At 62.8% G+C, this 21,549-nt stretch carries 19 protein-coding genes; 17 read left to right on the top strand and 2 right to left on the bottom strand.

The window, feature by feature from the left end; all coding sequences use genetic code 11:
* Positions 1–13: 13 nt before the first annotated feature.
* The 5 genes from argS (at position 14) to thrB (ending at position 6,685) form a co-directional block, all read left to right on the top strand.
* Entirely contained in the window at positions 14–1,684 is a 1,671-nt protein-coding gene (gene argS / locus L8V00_RS04060; protein WP_269944283.1) for an arginine--tRNA ligase, read from the top strand.
* A gap of 70 nt (positions 1,685–1,754) precedes the next feature.
* Complete coding sequence (gene lysA, locus L8V00_RS04055; protein WP_420840025.1) at positions 1,755–3,167, top strand: diaminopimelate decarboxylase; 1,413 nt, start codon at positions 1,755–1,757, stop codon at positions 3,165–3,167.
* 136 nt (positions 3,168–3,303) lie between these two features.
* Positions 3,304–4,629 carry a homoserine dehydrogenase gene (locus L8V00_RS04050; RefSeq protein WP_034985613.1) on the top strand — a complete coding sequence of 442 codons (1,326 nt, stop codon included), beginning with the start codon at positions 3,304–3,306 and terminating at the stop codon, positions 4,627–4,629.
* Between the two features lie 56 nt (positions 4,630–4,685).
* Entirely contained in the window at positions 4,686–5,759 is a 1,074-nt protein-coding gene (gene thrC / locus L8V00_RS04045) for a threonine synthase (RefSeq protein ID WP_049049872.1), read from the top strand.
* Positions 5,759–6,685 carry a homoserine kinase gene (gene thrB, locus L8V00_RS04040; protein WP_269944282.1) on the top strand — a complete coding sequence of 309 codons (927 nt, stop codon included), beginning with the start codon at positions 5,759–5,761 and terminating at the stop codon, positions 6,683–6,685. Before thrC ends, thrB begins: the two co-directional genes overlap by 1 nt.
* A 23-nt stretch (positions 6,686–6,708) precedes the next feature.
* Here the strand turns inward: thrB and L8V00_RS04035 are convergent, their stop codons facing one another.
* Complete coding sequence (locus tag L8V00_RS04035) at positions 6,709–7,389, bottom strand: DedA family protein (protein WP_269944281.1); 681 nt, start codon at positions 7,387–7,389, stop codon at positions 6,709–6,711.
* Positions 7,390–7,540: 151 nt separating this feature from the next.
* Entirely contained in the window at positions 7,541–9,238 is a 1,698-nt protein-coding gene (locus L8V00_RS04030) for a long-chain fatty-acid--CoA ligase (protein ID WP_035003550.1), read from the bottom strand.
* 270 nt (positions 9,239–9,508) lie between these two features.
* On the opposite strand from L8V00_RS04030, the gene rho reads away from it, so the two are divergent.
* The 12 genes from rho to L8V00_RS03970 all read left to right on the top strand — a co-directional run bounded on the left by rho (position 9,509) and on the right by L8V00_RS03970 (position 21,548).
* Positions 9,509–11,257 (top strand): transcription termination factor Rho, encoded by a 1,749-nt coding sequence (gene rho, locus L8V00_RS04025; RefSeq protein WP_269944280.1) that lies wholly within the window; start codon positions 9,509–9,511, stop codon positions 11,255–11,257.
* Positions 11,258–11,260: 3 nt separating this feature from the next.
* On the top strand, positions 11,261–12,337 hold the full coding sequence (gene prfA / locus L8V00_RS04020) for a peptide chain release factor 1 (protein WP_034985602.1): 1,077 nt from the start codon (positions 11,261–11,263) through the stop codon (positions 12,335–12,337).
* A 19-nt stretch (positions 12,338–12,356) separates the two neighbouring features.
* Positions 12,357–13,322, top strand: a complete 966-nt coding sequence (locus L8V00_RS04015; RefSeq protein WP_269944279.1) for a N5-glutamine methyltransferase family protein — start codon at positions 12,357–12,359, stop codon at positions 13,320–13,322.
* A 55-nt stretch (positions 13,323–13,377) separates the two neighbouring features.
* Positions 13,378–14,037 (top strand): L-threonylcarbamoyladenylate synthase, encoded by a 660-nt coding sequence (locus L8V00_RS04010; protein ID WP_034985601.1) that lies wholly within the window; start codon positions 13,378–13,380, stop codon positions 14,035–14,037.
* Positions 14,037–15,209, top strand: a complete 1,173-nt coding sequence (locus L8V00_RS04005) for an MraY family glycosyltransferase (protein WP_269944278.1) — start codon at positions 14,037–14,039, stop codon at positions 15,207–15,209. The genes L8V00_RS04010 and L8V00_RS04005 overlap by 1 nt, the downstream gene beginning before the upstream one ends.
* A gap of 5 nt (positions 15,210–15,214) precedes the next feature.
* Positions 15,215–15,685 carry a Cg1360 family ATP-synthase-associated protein gene (locus L8V00_RS04000; RefSeq protein WP_049049868.1) on the top strand — a complete coding sequence of 157 codons (471 nt, stop codon included), beginning with the start codon at positions 15,215–15,217 and terminating at the stop codon, positions 15,683–15,685.
* Positions 15,686–16,186: 501 nt separating this feature from the next.
* Positions 16,187–16,987 carry a F0F1 ATP synthase subunit A gene (atpB, locus tag L8V00_RS03995; protein WP_070488303.1) on the top strand — a complete coding sequence of 267 codons (801 nt, stop codon included), beginning with the start codon at positions 16,187–16,189 and terminating at the stop codon, positions 16,985–16,987.
* Between the two features lie 93 nt (positions 16,988–17,080).
* A complete protein-coding gene (locus tag L8V00_RS03990; protein WP_005292984.1) occupies positions 17,081–17,323 on the top strand; it encodes an ATP synthase F0 subunit C in 243 nt (80 codons plus the stop codon).
* Positions 17,324–17,392: 69 nt separating this feature from the next.
* Complete coding sequence (locus L8V00_RS03985; RefSeq protein WP_034985593.1) at positions 17,393–17,953, top strand: F0F1 ATP synthase subunit B; 561 nt, start codon at positions 17,393–17,395, stop codon at positions 17,951–17,953.
* Between the two features lie 5 nt (positions 17,954–17,958).
* A complete protein-coding gene (locus L8V00_RS03980) occupies positions 17,959–18,777 on the top strand; it encodes a F0F1 ATP synthase subunit delta (RefSeq protein WP_034985591.1) in 819 nt (272 codons plus the stop codon).
* 86 nt (positions 18,778–18,863) lie between these two features.
* The gene (atpA, locus tag L8V00_RS03975) at positions 18,864–20,501 is read left to right on the top strand and encodes a F0F1 ATP synthase subunit alpha (RefSeq protein WP_034985862.1); all 1,638 of its coding nucleotides are present in this window, start codon (positions 18,864–18,866) and stop codon (positions 20,499–20,501) included.
* A gap of 66 nt (positions 20,502–20,567) precedes the next feature.
* On the top strand, positions 20,568–21,548 hold the full coding sequence (locus tag L8V00_RS03970) for a F0F1 ATP synthase subunit gamma (protein ID WP_034985590.1): 981 nt from the start codon (positions 20,568–20,570) through the stop codon (positions 21,546–21,548).
* Position 21,549: the final 1 nt, after the last annotated feature.

The raw sequence follows: 21,549 nt of genomic DNA, 5'->3' as shown, positions 1-21,549 counted from the left end.
AGTGTTTAATGCTGTGACTCCTGCTGAATTGTCTGAACTGATTACCGAAACTGCCCGCACGACCCTGGATGCCCACGGTCTGGATTCCTCTGTGGTGCCGGAGAGCGCCACGGTGGAGCGACCGCGCAACCCGGAGCACGGCGACTACGCAACGAACATCGCCATGCAGGTGGCCAAGAAGGCCGGCACGAACCCCCGCGAATTCGGCACCTGGCTGGCGGAATCCCTCGGCGCGCACGAGGGCATCGACGAAGCCACCGTCGCCGGTCCGGGCTTCATTAACATCCGCCTGGCCGCCGCTGCGCAGGGCAAGATCGTCGAGGACATCCTCGCCGCCGGCGCAGACTTTGGCTACGGCGACGAGTTCGCAGGCGCAGCCATCAACTTGGAGTTCGTCTCCGCCAACCCGACTGGTCCTATCCACCTGGGCGGCACCCGCTGGGCGGCCGTGGGTGACTCCCTGGGGCGCGTGCTCACCGCCCGCGGCGCGAAGGTCACCCGCGAGTACTACTTCAACGACCACGGCGCGCAGATCGACCGCTTTGCCCGCTCCCTGGTGGCCGCCGCGAAGGGCGATCCCACTCCGGACGACGGCTACGGCGGCGATTACATCCAGGACATCGCCTCCCAGATCGTGGAGGCCAACCCGGATTGGCAGCAGCTCGGCGCGGACGAGGCACAGGAACTGTTCCGATCCCAGGGCGTGGAGCTGATGTTCGCTCACATCAAGCGCACCCTCGCGGAGTTCGGCACGGAGTTCGACGTGTACTTCCACGAGAACTCCCTGTTCGAATCCGGTGCGGTGGAAGCTGCGATCCAGAAGATCAAGGACAACGGCAACCTCTACGAGGCCGATGGTGCCTGGTGGCTGCGCTCCACCAATTTCGGCGACGACAAGGACCGTGTGGTCATTAAGTCCGACGGCAACGCAGCGTATATCGCCGGCGACATCGCCTACGTGGCCGACAAGTTCGATCGCGGCCACAACCTGTGTATTTACATGCTGGGCGCCGACCACCACGGCTACATCGCTCGCCTGCGTGCGGCGGCTGCCGCCATGGGTTACGACCCGCAGCAGGTGGAGGTGCTCATCGGTCAGCTGGTGAACCTGGTCAAGGACGGCAAGGCCGTGCGCATGTCGAAGCGCGCCGGCACCGTCATCACCCTGGATGACCTGGTGGAGGCCATCGGCGTGGACGCTGCCCGCTACGCCATGATCCGCAGCTCCGTGGACTCCTCTCTGGATATCGACATGGACCTGTGGGCTTCGAAGTCCAACGACAACCCGGTGTTCTACGTCCAGTACGCGCACGCCCGCCTGTGCTCTCTGGCGCGCAAGGCCGCGGACCTGGGCGTTACTCGCGAGGGCGCCGACCTTTCCCTGCTGACCCACGACCGCGAAGGCGACCTGATCCGCACCCTCGGCGAGTTCCCAGCCGTGGTGAAGACCGCCGCCGAGCTGCGCGAACCGCACCGTGTGGCCCGCTACGCCGAGTCTCTGGCCGGCACTTTCCACCGTTTCTACGATGCCTGCCAGATCCTGCCTAAGCCGAGCGACGACGAGCAGACTGTGGCTGAGAACCAGGCCCTGTTCGCCGCCCGTCTGTCCCTGGCCGCGGCGTCCCGCCAGACCCTGGCCAATGCGCTCGAGCTGTTGGGTGTGTCTGCCCCGGAGCGTATGTAGTTGTTGTTTTTCTTTGTGACGCCACCACCTCCCGCCCCCTGCCGATAATTCACTCACCTAGGAGATTCCCTTGGATCCGGAGACTCACCTGAACTCCACGCCGTTGCGCCGTCGCACGGCCAGCACCGCGGAGTTCAACGCGATTCCCGCGCACGTCTACCCGCTGACCCTTCGCCGCGAGACGGCAGGGGAGCACCGGGGTGAGGTCACAATTGGTGGCGTGCCGATCACCGAGATCGCCGAGACGTTTGGCACGCCGGCGTTCGTGATGGACGAGGAAGACTTCCGAACCCGCTGCCGCCGCCTGGCGAAGGCTTTCGGTGGCGGGCACTTCGTGCACTACGCTTCCAAGGCATTCCTGTCGAAGACTGTCGCCCGCTGGGCGATGGAGGAGGGGCTATCCCTGGACGTTGCCTCCCTCGGCGAGCTGCAGGTCGCCCTGGCCGCGGGATTCCCCGCCGAGCGCATCACCGTGCACGGCAACAACAAGTCCCCGGAGTTTCTGCGCCTGGCAGTTTCCGAGGGTGCGGAGCTGATCGTCGTGGACTCGCTGCAGGAGATCGAGACGCTGTCCACTGTCGCTGGCGAGCTGGGGAAGTCCCAGGATGTACTGGTGCGTGTGACCCCTGGCGTGCACGTCGATACCCACGAGTTCATCGCCACCAGTCACGAGGATCAGAAGTTCGGATTCTCCCTGGCCTCCGGAGCGGCTCATCATGCGGCCATGGCGTGCCACGCCGCTGATGGCGTTCGCCTGCGCGGCTTGCACTGCCATGTCGGCTCCCAGGTGTTCGAGGCCTCCGGCTTCGCCCTGGCCGCCGAGCGCCTACTGGGCCTGTGGAAGCAGTTGTTGGATTCCACCGCGACGCTTTCGGACGCCCCCACGTCGCTGGATACCCTCGATCTCGGTGGCGGCTACGGTATCGCCTACATGCCGGATCAGGAGGCTTTGGACGTGGAAGAGGTGGCGTCCGAACTCAAGAGCAAGGTGCGCAAGGCAGCAGAGGCGGCCGGCGTGCCCGAGCCGAAGCTTAATGTCGAGCCGGGCCGAGCGATTGCCGGACCGTCGATGATCACCCTCTACCGGGTGGGCACGGTGAAGGACGTCGAGGTGGCCGAGGGCATGACCCGCCGCTATATCTCCGTTGACGGCGGTATGAGCGACAACATTCGTCCCGCTCTCTATCAGGCGGAATACGACTGCCGCGTAGCCAATCGCGAGGTCGACGGAGAGTTGCTGCCGACCCGCATCGTGGGCTCCCACTGCGAGTCGGGCGACGTGCTGGTCAATGACGCGCTGGTGCCGGAGGATGTTCGTCCCGGGGACCTGTTGATGATCGGCGCTACCGGCGCGTACTGCTATGCGATGGCCTCGCGGTACAACATGATGACCCGGCCCCCGGTGGTACGAGTGGCCGCCGGCGAGGCACGGTTGATGATTCGCCGTGAAACTATCGACGACGTGCTGGCTTTGGAGGAGTAACCTCCTGGATACAGGGCAAAACAGGGGTAATGGACAGCTTTGTCTAGTCGCACGGTAGATTGGTGCGATAACCTAAGAAAAAATTACCAACTTTCCTCTCATTTGAGACCTTACAAAGGAGCGACAAAGGAGCGACATGACCGAGCAGAAGTTTAAGCCAGGCAAGGGAATCGGCCAGACCGTAGGTGTGGCTCTGCTGGGCATGGGTACCGTTGGTGCAGAAGTGCTGCGGCTGCTGGAGGAGCGCAGTGATGAATTCGCAGCTCGCATCGGTGGCCCGCTGGAGGTCCGAGGCATTGCCGTCAGCAACCTGTCCAAGCCCCGCCCGGGTGTGGATCCGGAGAAGCTGACCGACGACGCGCTGTCTCTGGTAGCCCGCGACGACATTGACCTGGTCATCGAGGTCATCGGCGGCATCGAGTACCCGCGCGAGGTCGTGCTGGCGGCGCTGCGTGCCGGCAAGTCCGTCGTCACCGCCAACAAGGCTCTCATCGCCGCTCACGCTGACGAGCTGGCTGCCGCTGCCGACGAGTCCGGAGTGGACCTGTTCTTCGAAGCGGCCGTTGCCGCCGCCATCCCGGTGGTTGGACCGTTGCGCCGCTCCCTTGCCGGCGACAAGGTCAACCAGGTGATGGGCATTGTCAACGGCACCACTAACTTCATTCTCGACGCAATGTACACCCGGGGTGCCAGCTACGACGAGATGCTGGCAGAGGCCACCGAGTTGGGTTACGCGGAGGCCGACCCGTCCGCCGACGTCGACGGCTTTGACGCCGCCAGCAAGGCCGCCATCCTGGCCTCCCTGGCGTTCCACACCCGCGTGTCCGGCGAGGACGTCCACACCGAAGGCATCCGCGACATTACCGTCGCCGACATCGAAGCGGCCAAGGCCGCAAACTCCACCATCAAGCTGCTGGCTATCTGTGAGCGTCTGGTGGATGAGGAAGGTAAGGAATCTGTGTCTGCAAGCGTGTACCCGGCGCTGATCCCCAGCAGCCACCCGCTGTCCAGCGTCTCTGAGTCCTACAACGCAGTCTTCGTCGAGGCGGAGTCCGCCGGTCGCCTGATGTTCTACGGCAACGGTGCCGGTGGCGGCCCAACCGCCTCTGCCGTCCTGGGTGACGTCGTGGCCGTGGCCCGCAACATCGTGCTTGGTGGCCGCGGGCCAGGGGAGTCCACCTACGCCTCCCTGCCGATCGCCAACTTTGGTGATGTTCGTACCCGCTACCACGTGGATATGCAGGTGGATGATCGCCTGGGCGTGCTGGCCGAGGTGGCCTCCGTGTTCTCTGAGCAGGGTGTGTCGCTGAAGACCGTGCGTCAAGAAGGGCTGAACGACGGTGCGCGCCTCGTCGTCATCACCCACAGCGCGAAGGAAAAGAACCTGGAAGAGACCGTGGCGAAGCTCAAGGAGCTCGACGCTGTCAAGGCGATTGACTCCGTCATCCGCATGGAAGGCTAAACTCTAAGAGCGCTTTAAGCCAAGACCGACAACTGGGAAGAAACGACAGGGAAGCTATGACGAACAAGGTTCTGAACCACTGGACCGGCCTGATCAACATGTACCGCGATCGGATGCCGTTCGCGAAGGACTGGGAGCCGGTGACCCTCAACGAGGGCGGCACCCCGCTGCTGCGCGCGAACTACCTGTCGAAACTCACCGGCTGCGAGGTCTACCTCAAGATCGAAGGTGCCAACCCCACCGGTTCCTTCAAGGATCGCGGTATGACCGTGGCCGTCACGGACGCTTACCACAAGGGCCAGAAGGTCCTGATGTGCGCCTCGACCGGCAACACTTCAGCCTCCGCGGCGGCCTACGCCGCCCGCGCCGGTCTGAAGTCCGCCGTGCTGATCCCAGAAGGCAAGATCGCCCAGGGCAAGCTCGCGCAGGCAGTAATGCACGGCGCGCAGATCATCCAGGTACGCGGCAACTTCGACGACTGCCTCGAGCTGGTCCGCAAGACCACCACCGAGTTCCCGGAGATCGCCCTGGTCAACTCCGTGAACCCGATGCGCATCGAGGGGCAGAAGACCGCCGCGTTCGAGATCGTGGATTGTCTTGGTGACGCCCCCGATTTTCACTTCCTGCCAGTCGGCAACGCGGGCAACATCACGGCGTATTGGAAGGGCTACTCCGAGTACGCGGAGGACGGCGTTTCCACCCAGCGCCCCGTGATGAAGGGCGTGCAGGCAGCCGGAGCTGCCCCGCTGGTCAAGGGCGAGCCTGTGCTGGAGCCGGAGACGATCGCCACCGCGATCCGCATTGGTAACCCGGCTTCCTGGCAGCAGGCCGTTGCAGCCAAGGAGGAGTCGGGTGGCGACTTCCGCGCCCAGACCGACGAGCAGATTCTGGAGGCCTACCGCACCATCGCTGGCCGCGAGGGCATCTTCGTCGAGCCGGCCTCTGCATCTTCCGTTGCAGGTCTGCTGGACGCTCACGCCAACGGCGAACTGACCGCCGGACAGCGCATCGTGTGTACCGTCACCGGCCACGGCCTGAAGGATCCGACGACCGCCCTGTCCCAGATGCCGGAGCCCACCGTCACCGACGTGGACCCGCACGCCGTTGCAGACAAGCTGGGGTTGAAGTAATGGGCGTCGAGATCCCCGTTGGCCGCAAGGCCACCGTCAAGGTTCCCGCATCGACCGCGAACCTGGGACCTGGCTTCGATACCCTCGGCCTGGCGCTGGGGCTGTACGACTATGTGACTGCCGAGGTCATTGAGTCCGGCCTGGAGGTCGAGGTCACCGGTGAAGGCGAGGGCGAGGTTCCGCTGGACGAGCGCCACCTGGTGGTGCGTGCTCTGCGCGCAACGCTGAAGGAAGCCGACGTGACGGTTCCGGGGTTGCGTGTCAGCTGCACGAACTCCATCCCGCAGTCCCGTGGCCTGGGATCTTCGGCCGCCGCGGCGACGGCAGGCGTGGCCGCGGGCAACGGCCTGGCAGGGTTCACGCTGGACGACCAGGCGCAGGTGCAGATCGCCTCTACCTTTGAGGGGCACCCCGATAACGCGGGCGCTTCCGTGCTGGGCGCGGGCGTGGTCTCGTGGACGAACACGCCCATCGACGGAGTATCCGCACCGGCCTACCACGCCCGTCGCATCGACGTGCACCCGGACATCAAGGCCACCGCGTTCATCCCGGACTTCCACGCATCGACGGAGGCGATCCGTCGCGTGCTGCCGTCGGACATTAGCCACGTGGATGCCCGCTTCAACGTATCCCGCACGGCAGTCATGACCGTCGCGCTGCGCGACGATCCGGATCTGCTGTGGGAGGGCACCCGCGACCGCATGCACCAGACCTACCGGGCCGAGGTTCTGCCGGTGACCGCCGAGTGGGTGAACCGCCTGCGCAACCTGGGTTACCCGGCGTTCCTTTCGGGCGCGGGCCCGACGATCCTGGTGCTGAGCACCGAGCCGGTGGACAACGCACTGGTGGAAGAGGCCCGCGGCCGCGGGATGAAGGTCCTGGAGCTGGATGTCGCCGGTCCGGTCGAGGTGGACGTCACCGGATAAGGCCGGAAACCAATCCTGGGAAACTATTCTTCGATAGTGGCCGGGGCGGGAGATTGCTTCCTCTCGCTCCGGGCTTTCTGTATTAACCCGAATAGCATCGGGACAATCGAGAAGGCGACAATTCCGAGGAAGATGGCGTCGATATTGTTGCGCACGAACTCCACTCCGCCGAATAGCGACCCCAGGTAGACGATGCCGCTGGCCCACAGCACACCACCAAGCACGTTGAAAAGAATGAACGTGTGATAGCGCATGCCGGACATCCCTGCCACCAGCGGGGCATAGGTGCGTACAAAGGGCACGAAGCGGCACAGGATGATCGTAATCGCACCGTATTTCTCAAAGAACACCTCAGAACGGTGCAGATGCTCCTGCTTAAAGAAACGCCCGTCCTTCCGGTTGCGCAGCGCGGGGTGGAAGCGGTGGCCAATCCAGTAGCCCACCTGGTCGCCCAAGATCGCTGCGATCGGGGTGATTAGCAATACCTGCCACAGGGGTGCGAAGCCATCGGGCTGGCTGGCCAGTAGACCAGCGGTGAAGAGCAGGGAGTCGCCGGGCAGGAAAGGGAAGAACAGCCCGGATTCGATGAAGATAATCGCAAAAATGGCGGGCAGGATCGCCGCGCCGAAAGGTCCGGAGCCCGAAAGCAAATACATCGGGTCGAACCACTGCGGCCCGAGGGCCAGCACAGTTACATCGGTCATGCAGGAAAACGCTACTCTACTTTTTCCCGCAATAGTTGGAATCGTTCCTGTTAAATTCTGGTGAATTTACCCCGACGACCCAGGGGGTGTGCCCCCTTACCCGGTCCAGTTCGCCCCAGCCTACCCCTCAGCAGGCACCCGGGTGCGCCCCTTAGATCGTGATGATCTCGAACTTCCCCTCGCGGAAGTACTGGCGCAGGTCCTTCTTGTCGAACTTATCCACGCTGGTCTTATCGATGTGATCCACGAAGGTCCAGTTCTCGGGCACCATCCAGCCGGGCACGCGCTTGCGTAGATCGTCGGCCAACTCCTGCGCGGTTTCCGCAGTCCAGGGGGTGCCTTCGGCAACCACTACCACCGCGAGCGGACGCTGCCCCCACTTCTCCGATGGAATGCCGATCACCGCCGCCTCGATCACCGCTGTGGGTTCCAGCAGGTAGTTCTCCAGCGCTGCAGAATAGATCCATTCGCCGCCCGAGCGGATGATGTCGGCCTTGCGATCGTGGATTGTCAGGTAGCCGTCCTTGTTTACGGTGGCGATGTCGCCGGTGCGCAGCCAGCCATCCTCGGTAAAGCGCGGGCTGTCGTCCTTATAGTACGAGGCTGTCACCGTGTTGCCGCGTACCTGCAGCTCGCCTTCGTTGCGGTCGTTGGCTTCCAGCACATTGTCGTGGTCGTCGACGATGCGGTAGCGCATGCCCGCGTGAAAGCGCCCTTGGCTTTCGCGGTACTTAGCGCGGGCAGCGCCGGCCACGCCTGCGGGTGGGTGGGCGACGGTGCCCACCGGTCCGGTCTCCGTCATGCCCCAGGAGTGGATGATGTCCACGCCGAAGCGCTCCTCCCAGGCATCGATCATGGCGGGGGAGACCTGCGAGCCGCCGACGTAGATTTCCTGCAGGCTCATCTTCTTCGGGTGCTTCTTGGCGTAGTGCACCAGCAGACCCGTCCACACAGCTGGCGATCCGTGGGCCTGGCGCGGCATGGCGTCTGCGATCACGTGCGCCAGGTGTTCTGGGGTGGCGCTGCGGCCGGTGAACACGATCGGCGCGCCGGCCATAAACGCGGCCAGTGGCACGCCCCAGCTGAGGACGTGATAGATCGGCACACAGCACAGGAAGCTGGTGCCGTTGCGGATGCTGAAGCTATCGGCGGCGCGCAGCTGCATGGAGTGCAGCCACAGCGCACGGTGGGAGTAGACTACGCCCTTCGGTGGGCCTTCTGTGCCGGTGGAAAAGCAGATGGCCGCCGGGTCGGTTTCTTCCATGTCCGGCCAATCGAAGTCGGCACTGCGCCCGTCGAGTGCGGCCTCCAGGTTCAATACGCGCAGGTGGCTCAAGCCCGGTTTGCCCTGTTCGCCTTGTTCGCCCTGTTCACCCTGTGCTGTGACGAGCCGTTGCACCGCCTCGGTGTCCGCAAGGTTCGGGCCGATCACCAGCACCGCCTCCACACACGGGCAGTCGGCTAGTAGCGGGACGATCTGTTCGCTGCAGGTCGGGTCGAGTACCAGCACTTTCGGCGCCGCTTTGTTGATGATGTGTGTGATCTGGGCGTCCATGAGGTGCCGGTTGATGGGGTTAAACACCGCGCCCATCGACGCCACGGAGAGCAGTACCTCCAGGTGCTCGGTGCAGTTCGGCAGGACAGTGCCCACGCGGTCACCGCGTTCGATGCCGAATTCGTCGCGCAGCATGTTGGCCATAGCGGCTGCGCGGATGCCGATGTGCAGGAAGCTGGTTTGCTCCGCGGTCTCGTCAAAATACGTGGTCACCGTGGTGTTTCGGTGAACGCTGGCCCCGTATTCAAGGATCCTCGCTACGGATAGTGGGATCTCCTGCATCGTCGACTTCATGCATTTCAGCCTAGCCGTTAGGTACTCGCGGTGTGGGAGGTGCTATGGTTAGCTACGGAAGCCGGATGTGAGGCTCGTTTCTTTTTCTCTTTCTTTCTTTTTACGACGCCACCCCGCGCTACACCCGCCGCCAGTCGCATCGTGGGACGTTAAGGCGGCAATCTTTGGGTTAAATTAAAAACTGTTGTCGAATACGCATGTCTGGCCAACCCTGGGGCTTCGCAGGCTTTTTGAAGGGTCGATGAAGAAGCCAGACGTGAAAGGACTTTTGTGAGCCTGTCCGATATTTTGGCTCGTGGCCAAGCCAATGGCCTCGCCTCGTTGAAATTGCCGGAGCTGCGACAGATTGCAGCGGCACAGGGGCTGAAAGGCACCTCTGGTCTTCGCAAAGGTGAGCTGATCGCCGTTATCGAATCCGGCGGTGCATCGAGTGGCGGTGGAGCGCCCCGGAAGCCGCAGCCTGCCGAAGAGACTGCACCGAAGGAGCCGAAGGAGCCGACGGAAAAGTCGGTCGCGGAGGCGCGGGAGGGGCGTCACCAAGAAAAGCGCCAAGAAGAAACCGCAGATAGCTCCGAGCAGAACGGTGGCAACCGCGGTGAAGAGCGCCACGAAGATCGCGAGAAGAACCGCCACGATAACGAGCGCGGCGATAACAATCGAGACGACAATAACCGCGGCAACCGTCGCAACCGTCGCAATCGCCGCAACCGCCGTAACCGTGGCCGCGACAATAATCGTGACAGCAACCGCGATAACAACCGCAACAACGGCGGCAACAACGGTGATGGCAATAACGGCGGCGGCAACGGTGGTAACAATGGCGGTAACAACAACCGCGACCCGAAGCCGGAAGAGCTGACACCCGTCGCGGGCATTCTCGACTTCGTGGACGCGAACACCGCGTTCATCCGCACCACCGGCTACCACGCGGGCCCGACGGACGTGTACGTGCCTATCAACACGGTACGGAAGTACGGCATGCGCCACGGCGACGCGATCGTTGGCACCATCCGCCCGAAGAACAACAACAATAACGGCGGCGGACGCGGACGGAACCGCCAGAAGTACACGCCGATCTACCAGGTAGAGACCGTTAACGGCCTGACCCCGGAGCAGGCGGCAGCGCGCCCGCACTTTGCGAAGCTGACCCCGCTGTACCCGAACCAGCGCCTACGCCTGGAGACCGACCCGAAGACGCTGACCACCCGTGTGATCGATCTGATCATGCCCATCGGCAAGGGCCAGCGCGCGCTGATCGTTTCCCCGCCGAAGGCCGGTAAGACGACCATCCTGCAGGACATTGCCAACGCGATCTCCACGAACAACCCCGAGTGCTACCTCATGGTCGTGCTGGTGGATGAGCGCCCGGAGGAAGTGACGGACATGCAGCGCTCCGTCAAGGGCGAAGTCATCGCCTCCACGTTCGACCGCCCGCCGGGGGAGCACACCAACGTCGCCGAGCTGGCCGTCGAGCGTGCAAAGCGTCTGGTGGAGCAAGGCAAGGACGTTGTTCTGTTGCTGGATTCCATCACCCGTCTGGGGCGCGCGTACAACAACTCCTCGCCGGCCTCTGGCCGAATCCTGTCCGGTGGTGTGGATTCCAACGCGCTGTACCCGCCGAAGCGCTTCTTGGGCGCTGCCCGCAATATCGAAAACGGCGGCTCACTGACGATCATCGCCACCGCGATGGTGGAGACCGGCTCGGCCGGCGACACGGTGATCTTCGAGGAATTCAAGGGCACCGGCAACGCGGAGTTGAAGCTGGACCGCAAGATCTCCGAGCGCCGTGTGTTCCCGGCTGTGGACGTGAACCCGTCGGGTACGCGCAAGGACGAGCTGCTGCTCAGCCCGGAGGAGGCGCGCATTATGCACAAGCTGCGCCGCATCCTGTCCGCCCTGGATTCGCAGGCGGCTATCGACCTGCTGATCAAGCAGCTGCGTAAGACCAAGACCAACCGGGAGTTCATGCTGCAGGTTGCCAGCTCCGCGCCCCTGGCAGGCGAGGACGAGGAGGATTAAACCATGAGCCAATCACCGTCAGTCATCGACGACATCCTGGCCGAGTACCAGGGCCTGGAAATGCAGCTGAGCGATCCCGAGCTGCACAACGACCCGGCCGCCGCCCGCAAGGTCGGCAAGCGCTTTTCCGAGCTGCAGCCGATTATCCAGACGCACCAGAAGCTCGAGCAGGCCCGCGAGGACCACGAGGCAGCGTCGGAGATGGCATCCGAGGACAAGGAATTCGCCGAGGAAGCCAAGCGCCTGGAAGAGGAGATCGGCGAGCTGGAGGAGCAGCTGACCGACCTGCTGGCTCCTCGCGACCCGCACGACGGCGACGACATCGTCATGGAGATCAAGTCCGGTGCCGGCGGCGAGGAAGCCGCGTTGTTCGCCGGCGAGCTGGCGCGCATGTACCAGCGCTACGCTGAACGCCACGGCTTTAGCACCGAGATCCTGGGTCTGAACGAGACCGACCTGGGCGGCGTGAAGGATATGACTCTGTCCATTCGCTCCAAGCAGCCCTCCCGCGATGGCGCGTGGTCGGAGTTTAAGTTCGAAGGTGGCGTGCACCGCGTGCAGCGCATCCCCGTCACCGAGTCGCAGGGCCGCATTCAGACCTCCGCTGCGGGCGTGCTGGTGTACCCGGAGCCCGACGAGGTCGAGGACGTGCACATCGACGACAAGGACATCCGCGTGGACGTCTACCGTTCCTCCGGTAAGGGCGGCCAGGGCGTGAATACCACGGACTCCGCAGTGCGCATTACCCACCTGCCGACCAACATCGTGGTGACCTGTCAGAAGGAGCGCTCCCAGATCCAGAACCGCGCCCGCGCGATGCAGGTTCTGGCTGCACGCCTGCAGCAGATGAAGGAAGAAGAAGCCGAGGCAGAGGCAGCCGAGGGTCGCGCAGCGCAGATCCGCACCATGGATCGTTCCGAGCGCATCCGCACCTACAACTTCCCCGAGTCCCGCGTCTCCGACCACCGCATCGGCTACAAGGCCAACAACCTGGATGCTGTCCTGGACGGCGACCTGGAGGCGCTGCTCGCGGCGCTAAAGGAGGCCGACCGCGCACGTCGCCTAGAGGCGGAAGACTAGTCTTTCCGTCGCCTCGGCGGTGGCAGAGCAGCAGAACGGTGGGACGTTGAACATCAACCAGGCGATCCGGGAGGCCACCGCACAGTTGAGCGCGGCGGGCATCGATTCTGCTGCAGTCGACGCGCGCCTGCTGATGCGTTACCTGCTCGCCGACCCCGGCACTGGCCCTGCTGCTCCCGGAACCGGTGCTGACACCGCCGCTCTTGCCGCGCCCCGCGCCGCCGTAGATCCCGGCACTCTCTTTATGCGCGCCGACGATCCCGCCCCCAGCGCCTATGCCGACTGGGTGGCCCGCCGCGCCGCGCGCGAACCCCTGCAGCACATCGTCGGCTCCGCTCCCTTCTGCGGCCTGGACCTCTTCGTGGAGCCCGGCTGCTTCGTCCCGCGCCCCGAAACCGAGCTGCTCGCCGACTGGGCCGCGCGCTTCCTCAATGGCCGCCCCGCGCCGCACGTGGTCGATCTTTGCTGCGGACCCGGCACGTTGGGGCTCGGGGTTTCTTTTCTTTATGACGCCCCCATCTCCCTGACCGGAATCGAACTATCTCGTGACGCACTGCGGCTGGCCGAGAGGAATGCCCGTCTTGTTCCGCAGGCCAAAGCCACTTTCGTTCAGGCTGATCTGGCTGTCGACGATCCCGCGGAGTTGCCAGCGACGGCGGGCGTTTTCTCCGAGGCTTTCGCGCCCGCGGACGTGGTGGTGTGCAACCCTCCGTACGTGCCGGAATCCGCTGAGGTTTCCCCCGAGGTGGCAGCCGATCCGCACGCAGCCGTGTTCTCCGGGGACGACGGGCTGGAGCTCATGCCACGGGTACTGCAGTGGGCTGAGGCGCTGGGGCGCGCAGGTGGTGGCGTCGGAATAGAACACGACGACTCCAACGGCGCGCAGGTAGCGGCGATGATGCAGCAACGCGGCTGGCGAGAGATCACCCAACACCACGACCTGGCTGGCCGGCCGCGCTTCGTCACCGCCCTGCTAACGCAGTAGTACCGGTGATGGGGTTAAGGTAGAGCACGTAATAAATGAGCAAGAAAGGGCCGCAATGTCGAGAACCGTAGACGCAACCGATCCGCAGAACCGCGAGGCCGCGCTAGACGCCGCGGCGAATGCGGTGAAGGGCGGACGGCTGGTCGTGTTGCCGACCGACACGGTCTACGGCATCGGCTGCGATGCCTTCGACAATGAGGCAGTGTCCGCCCTGCTGCGTGCGAAGGGGCGTGGCCCCGACATGCCCGTTCCCGTGCTGGTTCCCAGCTGGACGACCATCCAAGGGCTCGTGCGCGAGTACACCTACAACATGCGCAAGCTCGTCGAGGCATTCTGGCCGGGTGGCCTGTCGATGGTCGTCCACCAGGCGCCCAGTCTGCCGTGGAACCTGGGGGATACCCGCGGCACCGTGATGCTTCGCATGCCCAACCAGCCCATAGCGTTGGAGCTTTTGGAGCGCACCGGCCCGATGGCCGTTTCCAGCGCCAATATCTCCGGCCAGCCGCCGGCGACGAATGTGCAGATGGCCGAGGATCAGCTGGGTGCGGACGTGACGACCTACATCGACGGTGGGGAAGCGCACCACGGCGTGGCCTCCACCATCGTTGACCTTTCCTCCGGCCGCCCGCGCATCCTGCGCGAGGGCGCGGCCACCACCGAGCGCGTGGCCGAGGTTCTGGGAATGAGCAGTGCGGAGCTGCGGGGAGACGTCTAATGACAGTCCTTGCCCAGCCGGCTATCGGCGCAGGTATTCCCCTGCGCGAGTTGGTGTTGGTGCTGCTCGTCGCCTGCGCGGTGACGTATCTGGTGACGGGCGTGGTGCGCTCGGTGATCTTGCGCTACGGGCGGATGGCTGCCCCGCGCGAGCGCGACGTGCACCAGGTTCCGATGCCCCGGCTGGGCGGGGTAGCGATGTTTACGGGGCTGGTCGTGGCCGTAGTGGTGGCCAACCAGCTGCCCGCGTTGACGCGCGGGTTCCCGCCGGTAACACCCGATATGACGGCGGTGCTGATGGCCGCCTTCGTGATTGTTGTCGTCGGGGTGGTGGACGACCTCTACGACATCTCCTGGGTGCTGAAGCTCGGCGGGCAGGTAGTGGGTGCCGTGGTGATGAGCCTGATGGGCTTGAGCTGGTACTTGTTCTACCTGCCTTTCGGGGACGGGACCACGCTGATCCTGGACCAGGTCCAGTCCACGATCCTGACGGCGCTGCTGACCGTCACGATCGTGAACGCCATGAACTTCGTCGACGGCTTGGATGGTCTGGCCGCGGGGTTGGGGGCGATCGCCGCCGGGACGATCCTGATCTACTCGCTGACAATCCTGCATGACCAGGGCGGCACCGTGGCGGCCTACCCGCCGGCGATCATCTCTGCGGCGCTGGTGGGAATCTGCATGGGTTTCCTGCCTCACAACTTTTCGCCCGCGCGCATCTTCATGGGGGATAGCGGCGCGATGCTGATCGGCCTGTTGCTGTCCGCGGCCTGCACGTCGGCATCCGGGCGCATCAACGCGGCGCTGTACGGGCCGGCGGATATGGTGGCTCTGCTCTCGCCGATGATCGTGGTTCTGGCGGCCCTGTCCATTCCGCTGCTGGACCTGGTGATGGCAGTTGTGCGCCGCGTGTCCCAGGGCAAGAGCCCGTTCTCGCCAGACAAGAAGCACCTGCACCACCGACTGCTGCACATTGGCCACAGTCAGAAGCGCGTGGTTCTGGTTTTGTACACCTGGGTTGGGGTAGTGGCCTTCGGTGCGGTGGGGCTGACCGTGTTGCCTCTGCACGTGATGGCAATTTCCTTTAGTTTGCTGGTGATCGTTGCCATCGTGGCGACGGTGGTGCCGCTGTGGCGGGAGAATCGGAAGTCGAACACGGCTCAGGTAAGCTAATCGCCATGACTGAGGCGACTGAGAACAACGGTGCTGCGGGCGCTAAAGAGCTGCCCGAGCTGAACGACGTATCCCAAGCCAGCGACCACGTCGGCCCGCTGAAGGCTGCCATGCGTTCCGGAGCGCTGGCGCTGGTGGTGCTGGGTGCGCTTTCCCTGTTGGTGTGGGGTCTTATCAGCGGCACCGAGGGGCTGTGGGGAGCAGGTATTGGGTGGCTGGTCGGCGGCGGATTTATGCTGCTGACGGTAGTGATCGTGCTGTTTAGTTCCAACACTTCGCCCTCGATGACGATGGGCTTGATCCTGGGCAGCTGGCTGGTTAAGGCGGCGGTGCTGCTGGGCATTCTGTTCTTCCTGAAGGACAAGACTTTCTACGACACCGCAGCGCTGGCCGTAACCGTGATCTTGAGCATGGTCGCCGTACTGGCCATCGAGACGCTGGCAGTTACTCGCACCCAGAAGCTTTACATCAGCTAGCGAGGCTAACGGCATCTAGTGCTAGTGCCCGAATCCACGCCCCGGTTTGCATAGCCAATGCAGGCCGGGGCTCTTTGTTTGTTGTGGCGCTACGGGTGGCACTGCTTGCGCGCAGAGAGATAACGCCCTCACGCGGAGAGGCGACAACTGTCAGTAGCGAGCTGGGGTAAGTGCAGCGGGGAGGGAGCGGAGGTAGGCCTAAACACATACAAATGATTCTGGAACCAAAAACGTTGAAAACCACGACCAAGTGGGGGGACCCGCAACGTGTTTCACTTAGCGATTCGCGAGATAAAGCTGATATTGTTCTATCGGGCCATTTATTGGCACACGTATGTGTGAACAGTAGATACGGCACCGGCTGATTATGTAGGGACGTGCGACGGAGTCCCTCAGCGTCGGCCTAACTCTTCGAAAAGAGACCTCCATCGCACCGCAGTGATTCTGTGCAATCTTGCGGCCCAATCACGGGAGAGAACGCTGAGCGTAACAACCTTGGCCATGAAGGGCGAGTTTCACGTACCTTCATTGGAACACGAATTCTTCCCGGGGCAAGTGGATAGCAACCAGCTGTGGTTCAGTGAGTTTGCTGGTGGAGCCTTCGCGCTCGACCGCCTCATGGTCATCCGTATTGTGATGATTCTTCTGGTTACCGCATTCTTCTTCTTTGCAATGCGGAAGCCGAAGCTGATTCCGAGCGGCGTACAGAACGTTGCTGAGTACTTCTTGGACTTCGTTCGGATTCACATCGCGGAGGATATCTTGGGCAAGAAGGAGGGGCGCCGGTTCCTGCCGATCATCGCCGCTATCTTCTTCACCGTCCTTGCTGTCAACATGTCGACGATCATCCCGTTCATGAACATTTCAGCCAGCGCTCGAGTGGGTCTGCCACTGGTGCTGGCTGTTGTTGCGTATATCGCATTCATTTACGCGGGTGTGAAGCGCTATGGCTTCGGCAAGTACATCAAGTCCTCGCTGATCATTCCTGGTTTGCCTTCTTGGCTCCACTTTATCGTGGCGCCGATTGAGGCATTCTCCACATTCGTCCTCCGTCCGGTAACGCTGACGATTCGTCTTATGGCGAATATGTTGGCTGGACACATCATCCTCGTCATGCTGTTCAGTGCCACGAACTTCTTCTTCTGGCAGATGAGCGGTTGGACTGTGGCTGCTGGCGGCACGATCCTCTTCGCGATCGCCTTCACCCTGTTCGAGCTCATGGTGATCTTCCTGCAGGCATACATCTTCTCCCTGCTGACCGCCGTGTACATCGAGCTGTCCCTCCACGCAGACGAGCACTAATTCGCCCCTTTTTAAGTACTCAAATGACCAAGCCGGACAACGACAAACGAAAAGCTGCAACCGGCTGGTTCTCAGAAAGGTAATGGAAACCAAATGAACGACATCTTCCTCATCGCGCAGGACACCACCACCAAGTTCCAGGGCTTCGGCACCATCGGCTACGGCCTGGCTGCTATCGGCTCCGCTATCGGTGTGGGTAACGTTGCAGGTAAGACCGCTGAGGCAATGGCTCGCCAGCCCGAGATGGCCGGCCAGCTGCGCACCACCATGTTCCTGGGTATCGCTTTCGCCGAGGCACTGGCTCTGATCGGCTTCGTCGCCGGCTTCCTGTTCTAATTTCAGTGCGATTGGCCGCTCGTTAAGAGCACTTTCTAACCACCGCACCAGAATCGAAAGCTGGAGACTATGACGAACACCTTTTTGTTAGCAGCTGAGAAGCTGCCGATGGAGGAGTCGGTAAACCCGCTGCTTCCTCCGCTGTACGACATCGTCTGGTCCATCATTCCTTTTGCAGTCATCCTGTTTGTCTTCTGGAAGTTCGTGCTTCCGAAGTTCCAGGAAGTGCTGAATCAGCGCGAGGACCAGATCGAGGGCGGCATTCGGCGCGCCGAGTCCGCTCAGGCAGAGGCTAAGGCTGCCTTGGAGAAGTACAACGCTCAGCTTGCTGAGGCACGCACTGAGGCTGCGCAGATTCGTGATGACGCCCGTTCTCAGGGGCAGAAGATCATCGCGGACATGAAGGCTCAGGCAACCGAAGAGTCCAACCGTATCGTCGAGTCGGGCCACAAGCAGCTCGAGGCACAGCGTTCCGCCGTTGTCACCGACCTGCGCAAGGAGATGGGTGAAAACTCCATCAACTTGGCTGAGCGCCTGTTGGGCGAGCAGCTGTCGGACGACGTGAAGCGCTCGGGCACCATCGATAACTTCCTCGCCGGACTGGACAACGTCGGCGCATCCGGGAAGTGATCGGTATGCACGCAGCGAGCCGAGAGGCAATTGAGCGCCTCGAGCAGACCCTGGATCAGGGTCTTAACGAGACCTCCGACAAAGTGGGCACCGGTGTAACCACCGGCACCGAGCTGTTCGACGTTGTCGAGCTGCTCGACAGTGACCGCGGCCTGCGTGTCGCGCTGATCGACCCGGCGAGGGATGCCAACACCCGCGTGGAACTGGCCAAGAGCCTGTTCGGCGGCAAGGTATCTGCCTCGACGGAAGAAATCGTGTCTGCTGCTGTATCCCAGTCGTGGTCCAACACTCGCGACCTGCGCGACGGACTGGTGAAGCTGGGCCGCCTGGCCCTGCTGCGCGCCGCCGACGCTCAAGGTCAGCAGGACCGCGTTGAAGACGAACTGTTCCAGCTGGCTCGCATCATCGAACGTGAGCCGGAGCTGGAGCTGAAGCTGGCCGACCGCGCCGCATCCCCGGATGCTCGCCGCGACCTGCTGGCAAAGGTCCTGTATGGCAAGGTCACTTCCACGACCGAGGCACTGGCGCTGCAGGCAATTGGCCGTCTGCGCCAGCGTCCAGTCGAGGAACTTGACTCGTTGGTTGACGAGGTAGCTGCACTGGAGGGACGCACCGTAGCGCGTGTCCGTGCCGCAGCTGCCCTGGGTGAACAGCAGAAGTCGACTCTGTCGGACAAGCTGGAAAAGATTTACGGTCGCAAGATTGCGGTCCACTCCGAGGTTGATACCAGCCTCCTCGGCGGTGCCGTGATCCGCGTCGGACACGAGATTATCGACGGCAGCACTGCAGGTAACCTGCGGCGCCTCCGCGCGTCGATCGCTTAGGGCGTCATATAAAGGCGCCCCAAGGAACCGACAAAGACCAAGCAAGAAAATAGATGCTGGAAGACGAAACCGAGAGCAGGAAGAACATGGCGGAGCTGACGATCTCCTCCGATGAGATCCGTAGCGCGATTGCGAACTACACCTCGAGCTACTCCCCGGAGGCCTCCCGTGAGGAGGTCGGCGTGGTCACGGCGGCTGCAGACGGTATTGCCCAGGTAAGCGGCATGCCCTCTGTGATGGCTAACGAGCTACTCGAGTTCCCAGGCGGCGTGATTGGCGTCGCACAGAACCTCGACACCGACAGCGTCGGCGTCGTGATCCTGGGTAACTTCGAGACCCTCAAGGAGGGCGACGAGGTCAAGAGGACCGGCGAGGTCCTGTCCATTCCGGTTGGGGAGAAGTTCCTCGGCCGCGTTATCAACCCACTGGGTCAGGCCATCGACGGTCTGGGCGACATCGAGTCCGAGGAAGAACGTGCCCTCGAGCTCCAGGCGCCCTCCGTTCTGATGCGTCAGCCCGTCGAGGAGCCGATGCAGACCGGCATCAAGGCTATCGACGCAATGACCCCGATTGGCCGTGGTCAGCGTCAGCTGATCATTGGCGACCGCAAGACCGGTAAGACCTCGGTCTGCATCGATACCATCCTGAACCAGCGCGACAACTGGGCAACCGGCGACCCGAAGCAGCAGGTTCGCTGCATCTACGTTGCGGTTGGCCAGAAGGGTTCCACGATCGCTTCGATCCGTAAGACCCTGGAAGATCACGGCGCGCTGGAGTACACCACCATCGTGGCAGCACCGGCATCCGACTCCGCCGGCTTCAAGTGGCTGGCACCGTTCACCGGCGCCGCACTGGGCCAGCACTGGATGTACCAAGGCAAGCACGTCCTGGTTATCTACGATGATCTGACCAAGCAGGCTGAGGCTTACCGTGCGATCTCCCTGCTGCTGCGTCGTCCGCCGGGCCGCGAGGCTTACCCCGGTGACGTCTTCTACCTGCACTCCCGTCTGCTGGAGCGCGCAGCGAAGCTGAACGACGAGCTGGGCGGCGGTTCCCTGACGGCACTGCCGATCATTGAGACCAAGGCAAACGACGTATCTGCCTTCATTCCGACCAACGTTATTTCCATTACCGACGGTCAGGTATTCCTGGAGTCCGATCTGTTCAACCAGGGTGTCCGACCGGCTATCAACGTTGGTGTGTCCGTCTCCCGTGTTGGTGGTGCCGCACAGACCAAGGGCATGAAGAAGGTGTCCGGCTCCCTGCGTCTGGACCTGGCCGCATACCGCGACCTGGAGGCATTCGCTGCCTTCGCATCCGACCTGGACCCGGCTTCCAAGGCACAGCTGGAGCGCGGTAAGCGCCTGGTCGAGCTGCTGAAGCAGAAGGAGACCGAGCCGCAGTCCGTCGAGGACCAGATGGTTTCCATCTACCTGGCAGGCGAGGGCGAGTTCGACGACGTTCCGGTTGAGGACGTTCGCCGCTTCGAGTCCGAGCTGCTGGAGAACCTGCACGCTTCCCACGGTGGCGTGTTCGAGCAGATCAAGGGTGGCACCCCGTTCAGCGACGAGTCCAAGGCCGAGCTGGCTGGCGCAGTCCAGGACTTCAAGCAGGGCTTCCAGACCACCGACGGCACCCCCGTCATCAACGAGCCGGAAGCTCGCCCGCTTGGCGACGACGAGGTCACCAAGTCTCAGATCACTGTCTCCCGCAAAACCCAGTAGGCGCGGAAGGTAAGTGAGCACAGTGACCACCAAGACCATTAATGAAACAGAAGGGAGGCGATAGTTATGGCTAGTCTTCGCGAACTGAGGACACGCATCAAGTCCGTGAACTCGACTAAGAAGATCACGAAGGCCCAGGAGCTCATCGCCACCTCGAGGATCACGAAGGCTCAGGCACGTGTTGACGATGCGGAGCCTTACGCGGATGAAATCACCCGCGTGGTTCAGCGCCTGGCCTCCGCCAGCACCCTGGATCACAAGATCCTGCAGGAGCCGACGGATGCTTCCCGCGCCGCAATCCTCGTGGTTTCAAGTGACCGTGGCATGTGCGGTGGCTACAACAACAACGTCTTCAAAAAGACTGCAGAGCTGCGCAAGCGCCTGGAGAACGAAGGCAAGGACGTTGTTCTGTACGTCTCTGGTAACAAGGGCATCTCCTACTACAACTTCCGTGGCGAGGACATCGCAGGTGCCTGGTCGGGCTACTCTCAGGACCCCGACTACGCGGCTACCCACGATGTGCGCCGCCACCTGATTGACGGCTTCGTCGCCGGTTCCGAAGGAACCGCTAAGTGGCGCGAGGGCCTCAACGCGGAAGAGGGGCAGGCTGTACAGGGATTCGACGAGGTGCACATCGTGTACACCCGCTTCGAGTCCATGCTGAGCCAGAAGCCAGAGGCACACCGACTGTTGCCGATCGAGACTGTGGTTGAGGAAGAGAAGTTCGAGCTCGGCGAGGATCTGGTCTCCGACAAGGTTGACCAGGTTTCTGCCGACTACGACTTCGAGCCCGACCCAGACACCCTGTTGAAGGCCTTGCTGCCGCAGTATGTCTCCCGAGGCATCTTCGCAGCAATGCTGGAGTCTGCGGCGTCGGAGTCCGCAGCGCGTCGTACCGCGATGAGCGCCGCAACCGACAATGCGACCGACCTGGTCAAGCAGCTTTCCCGAGTTGCCAACCAGGCTCGTCAGGCCCAGATTACCCAGGAAATTACAGAGATCGTCGGTGGCGCATCCGCGCTCGCCGATAGCGGAGAAAGTGATTAAG

This window comes from Corynebacterium evansiae, assembly GCF_027570065.1.
GTDB lineage: Bacteria > Actinomycetota > Actinomycetes > Mycobacteriales > Mycobacteriaceae > Corynebacterium > Corynebacterium evansiae.
This window is presented reverse-complemented; position numbering and strand designations above follow the sequence as displayed.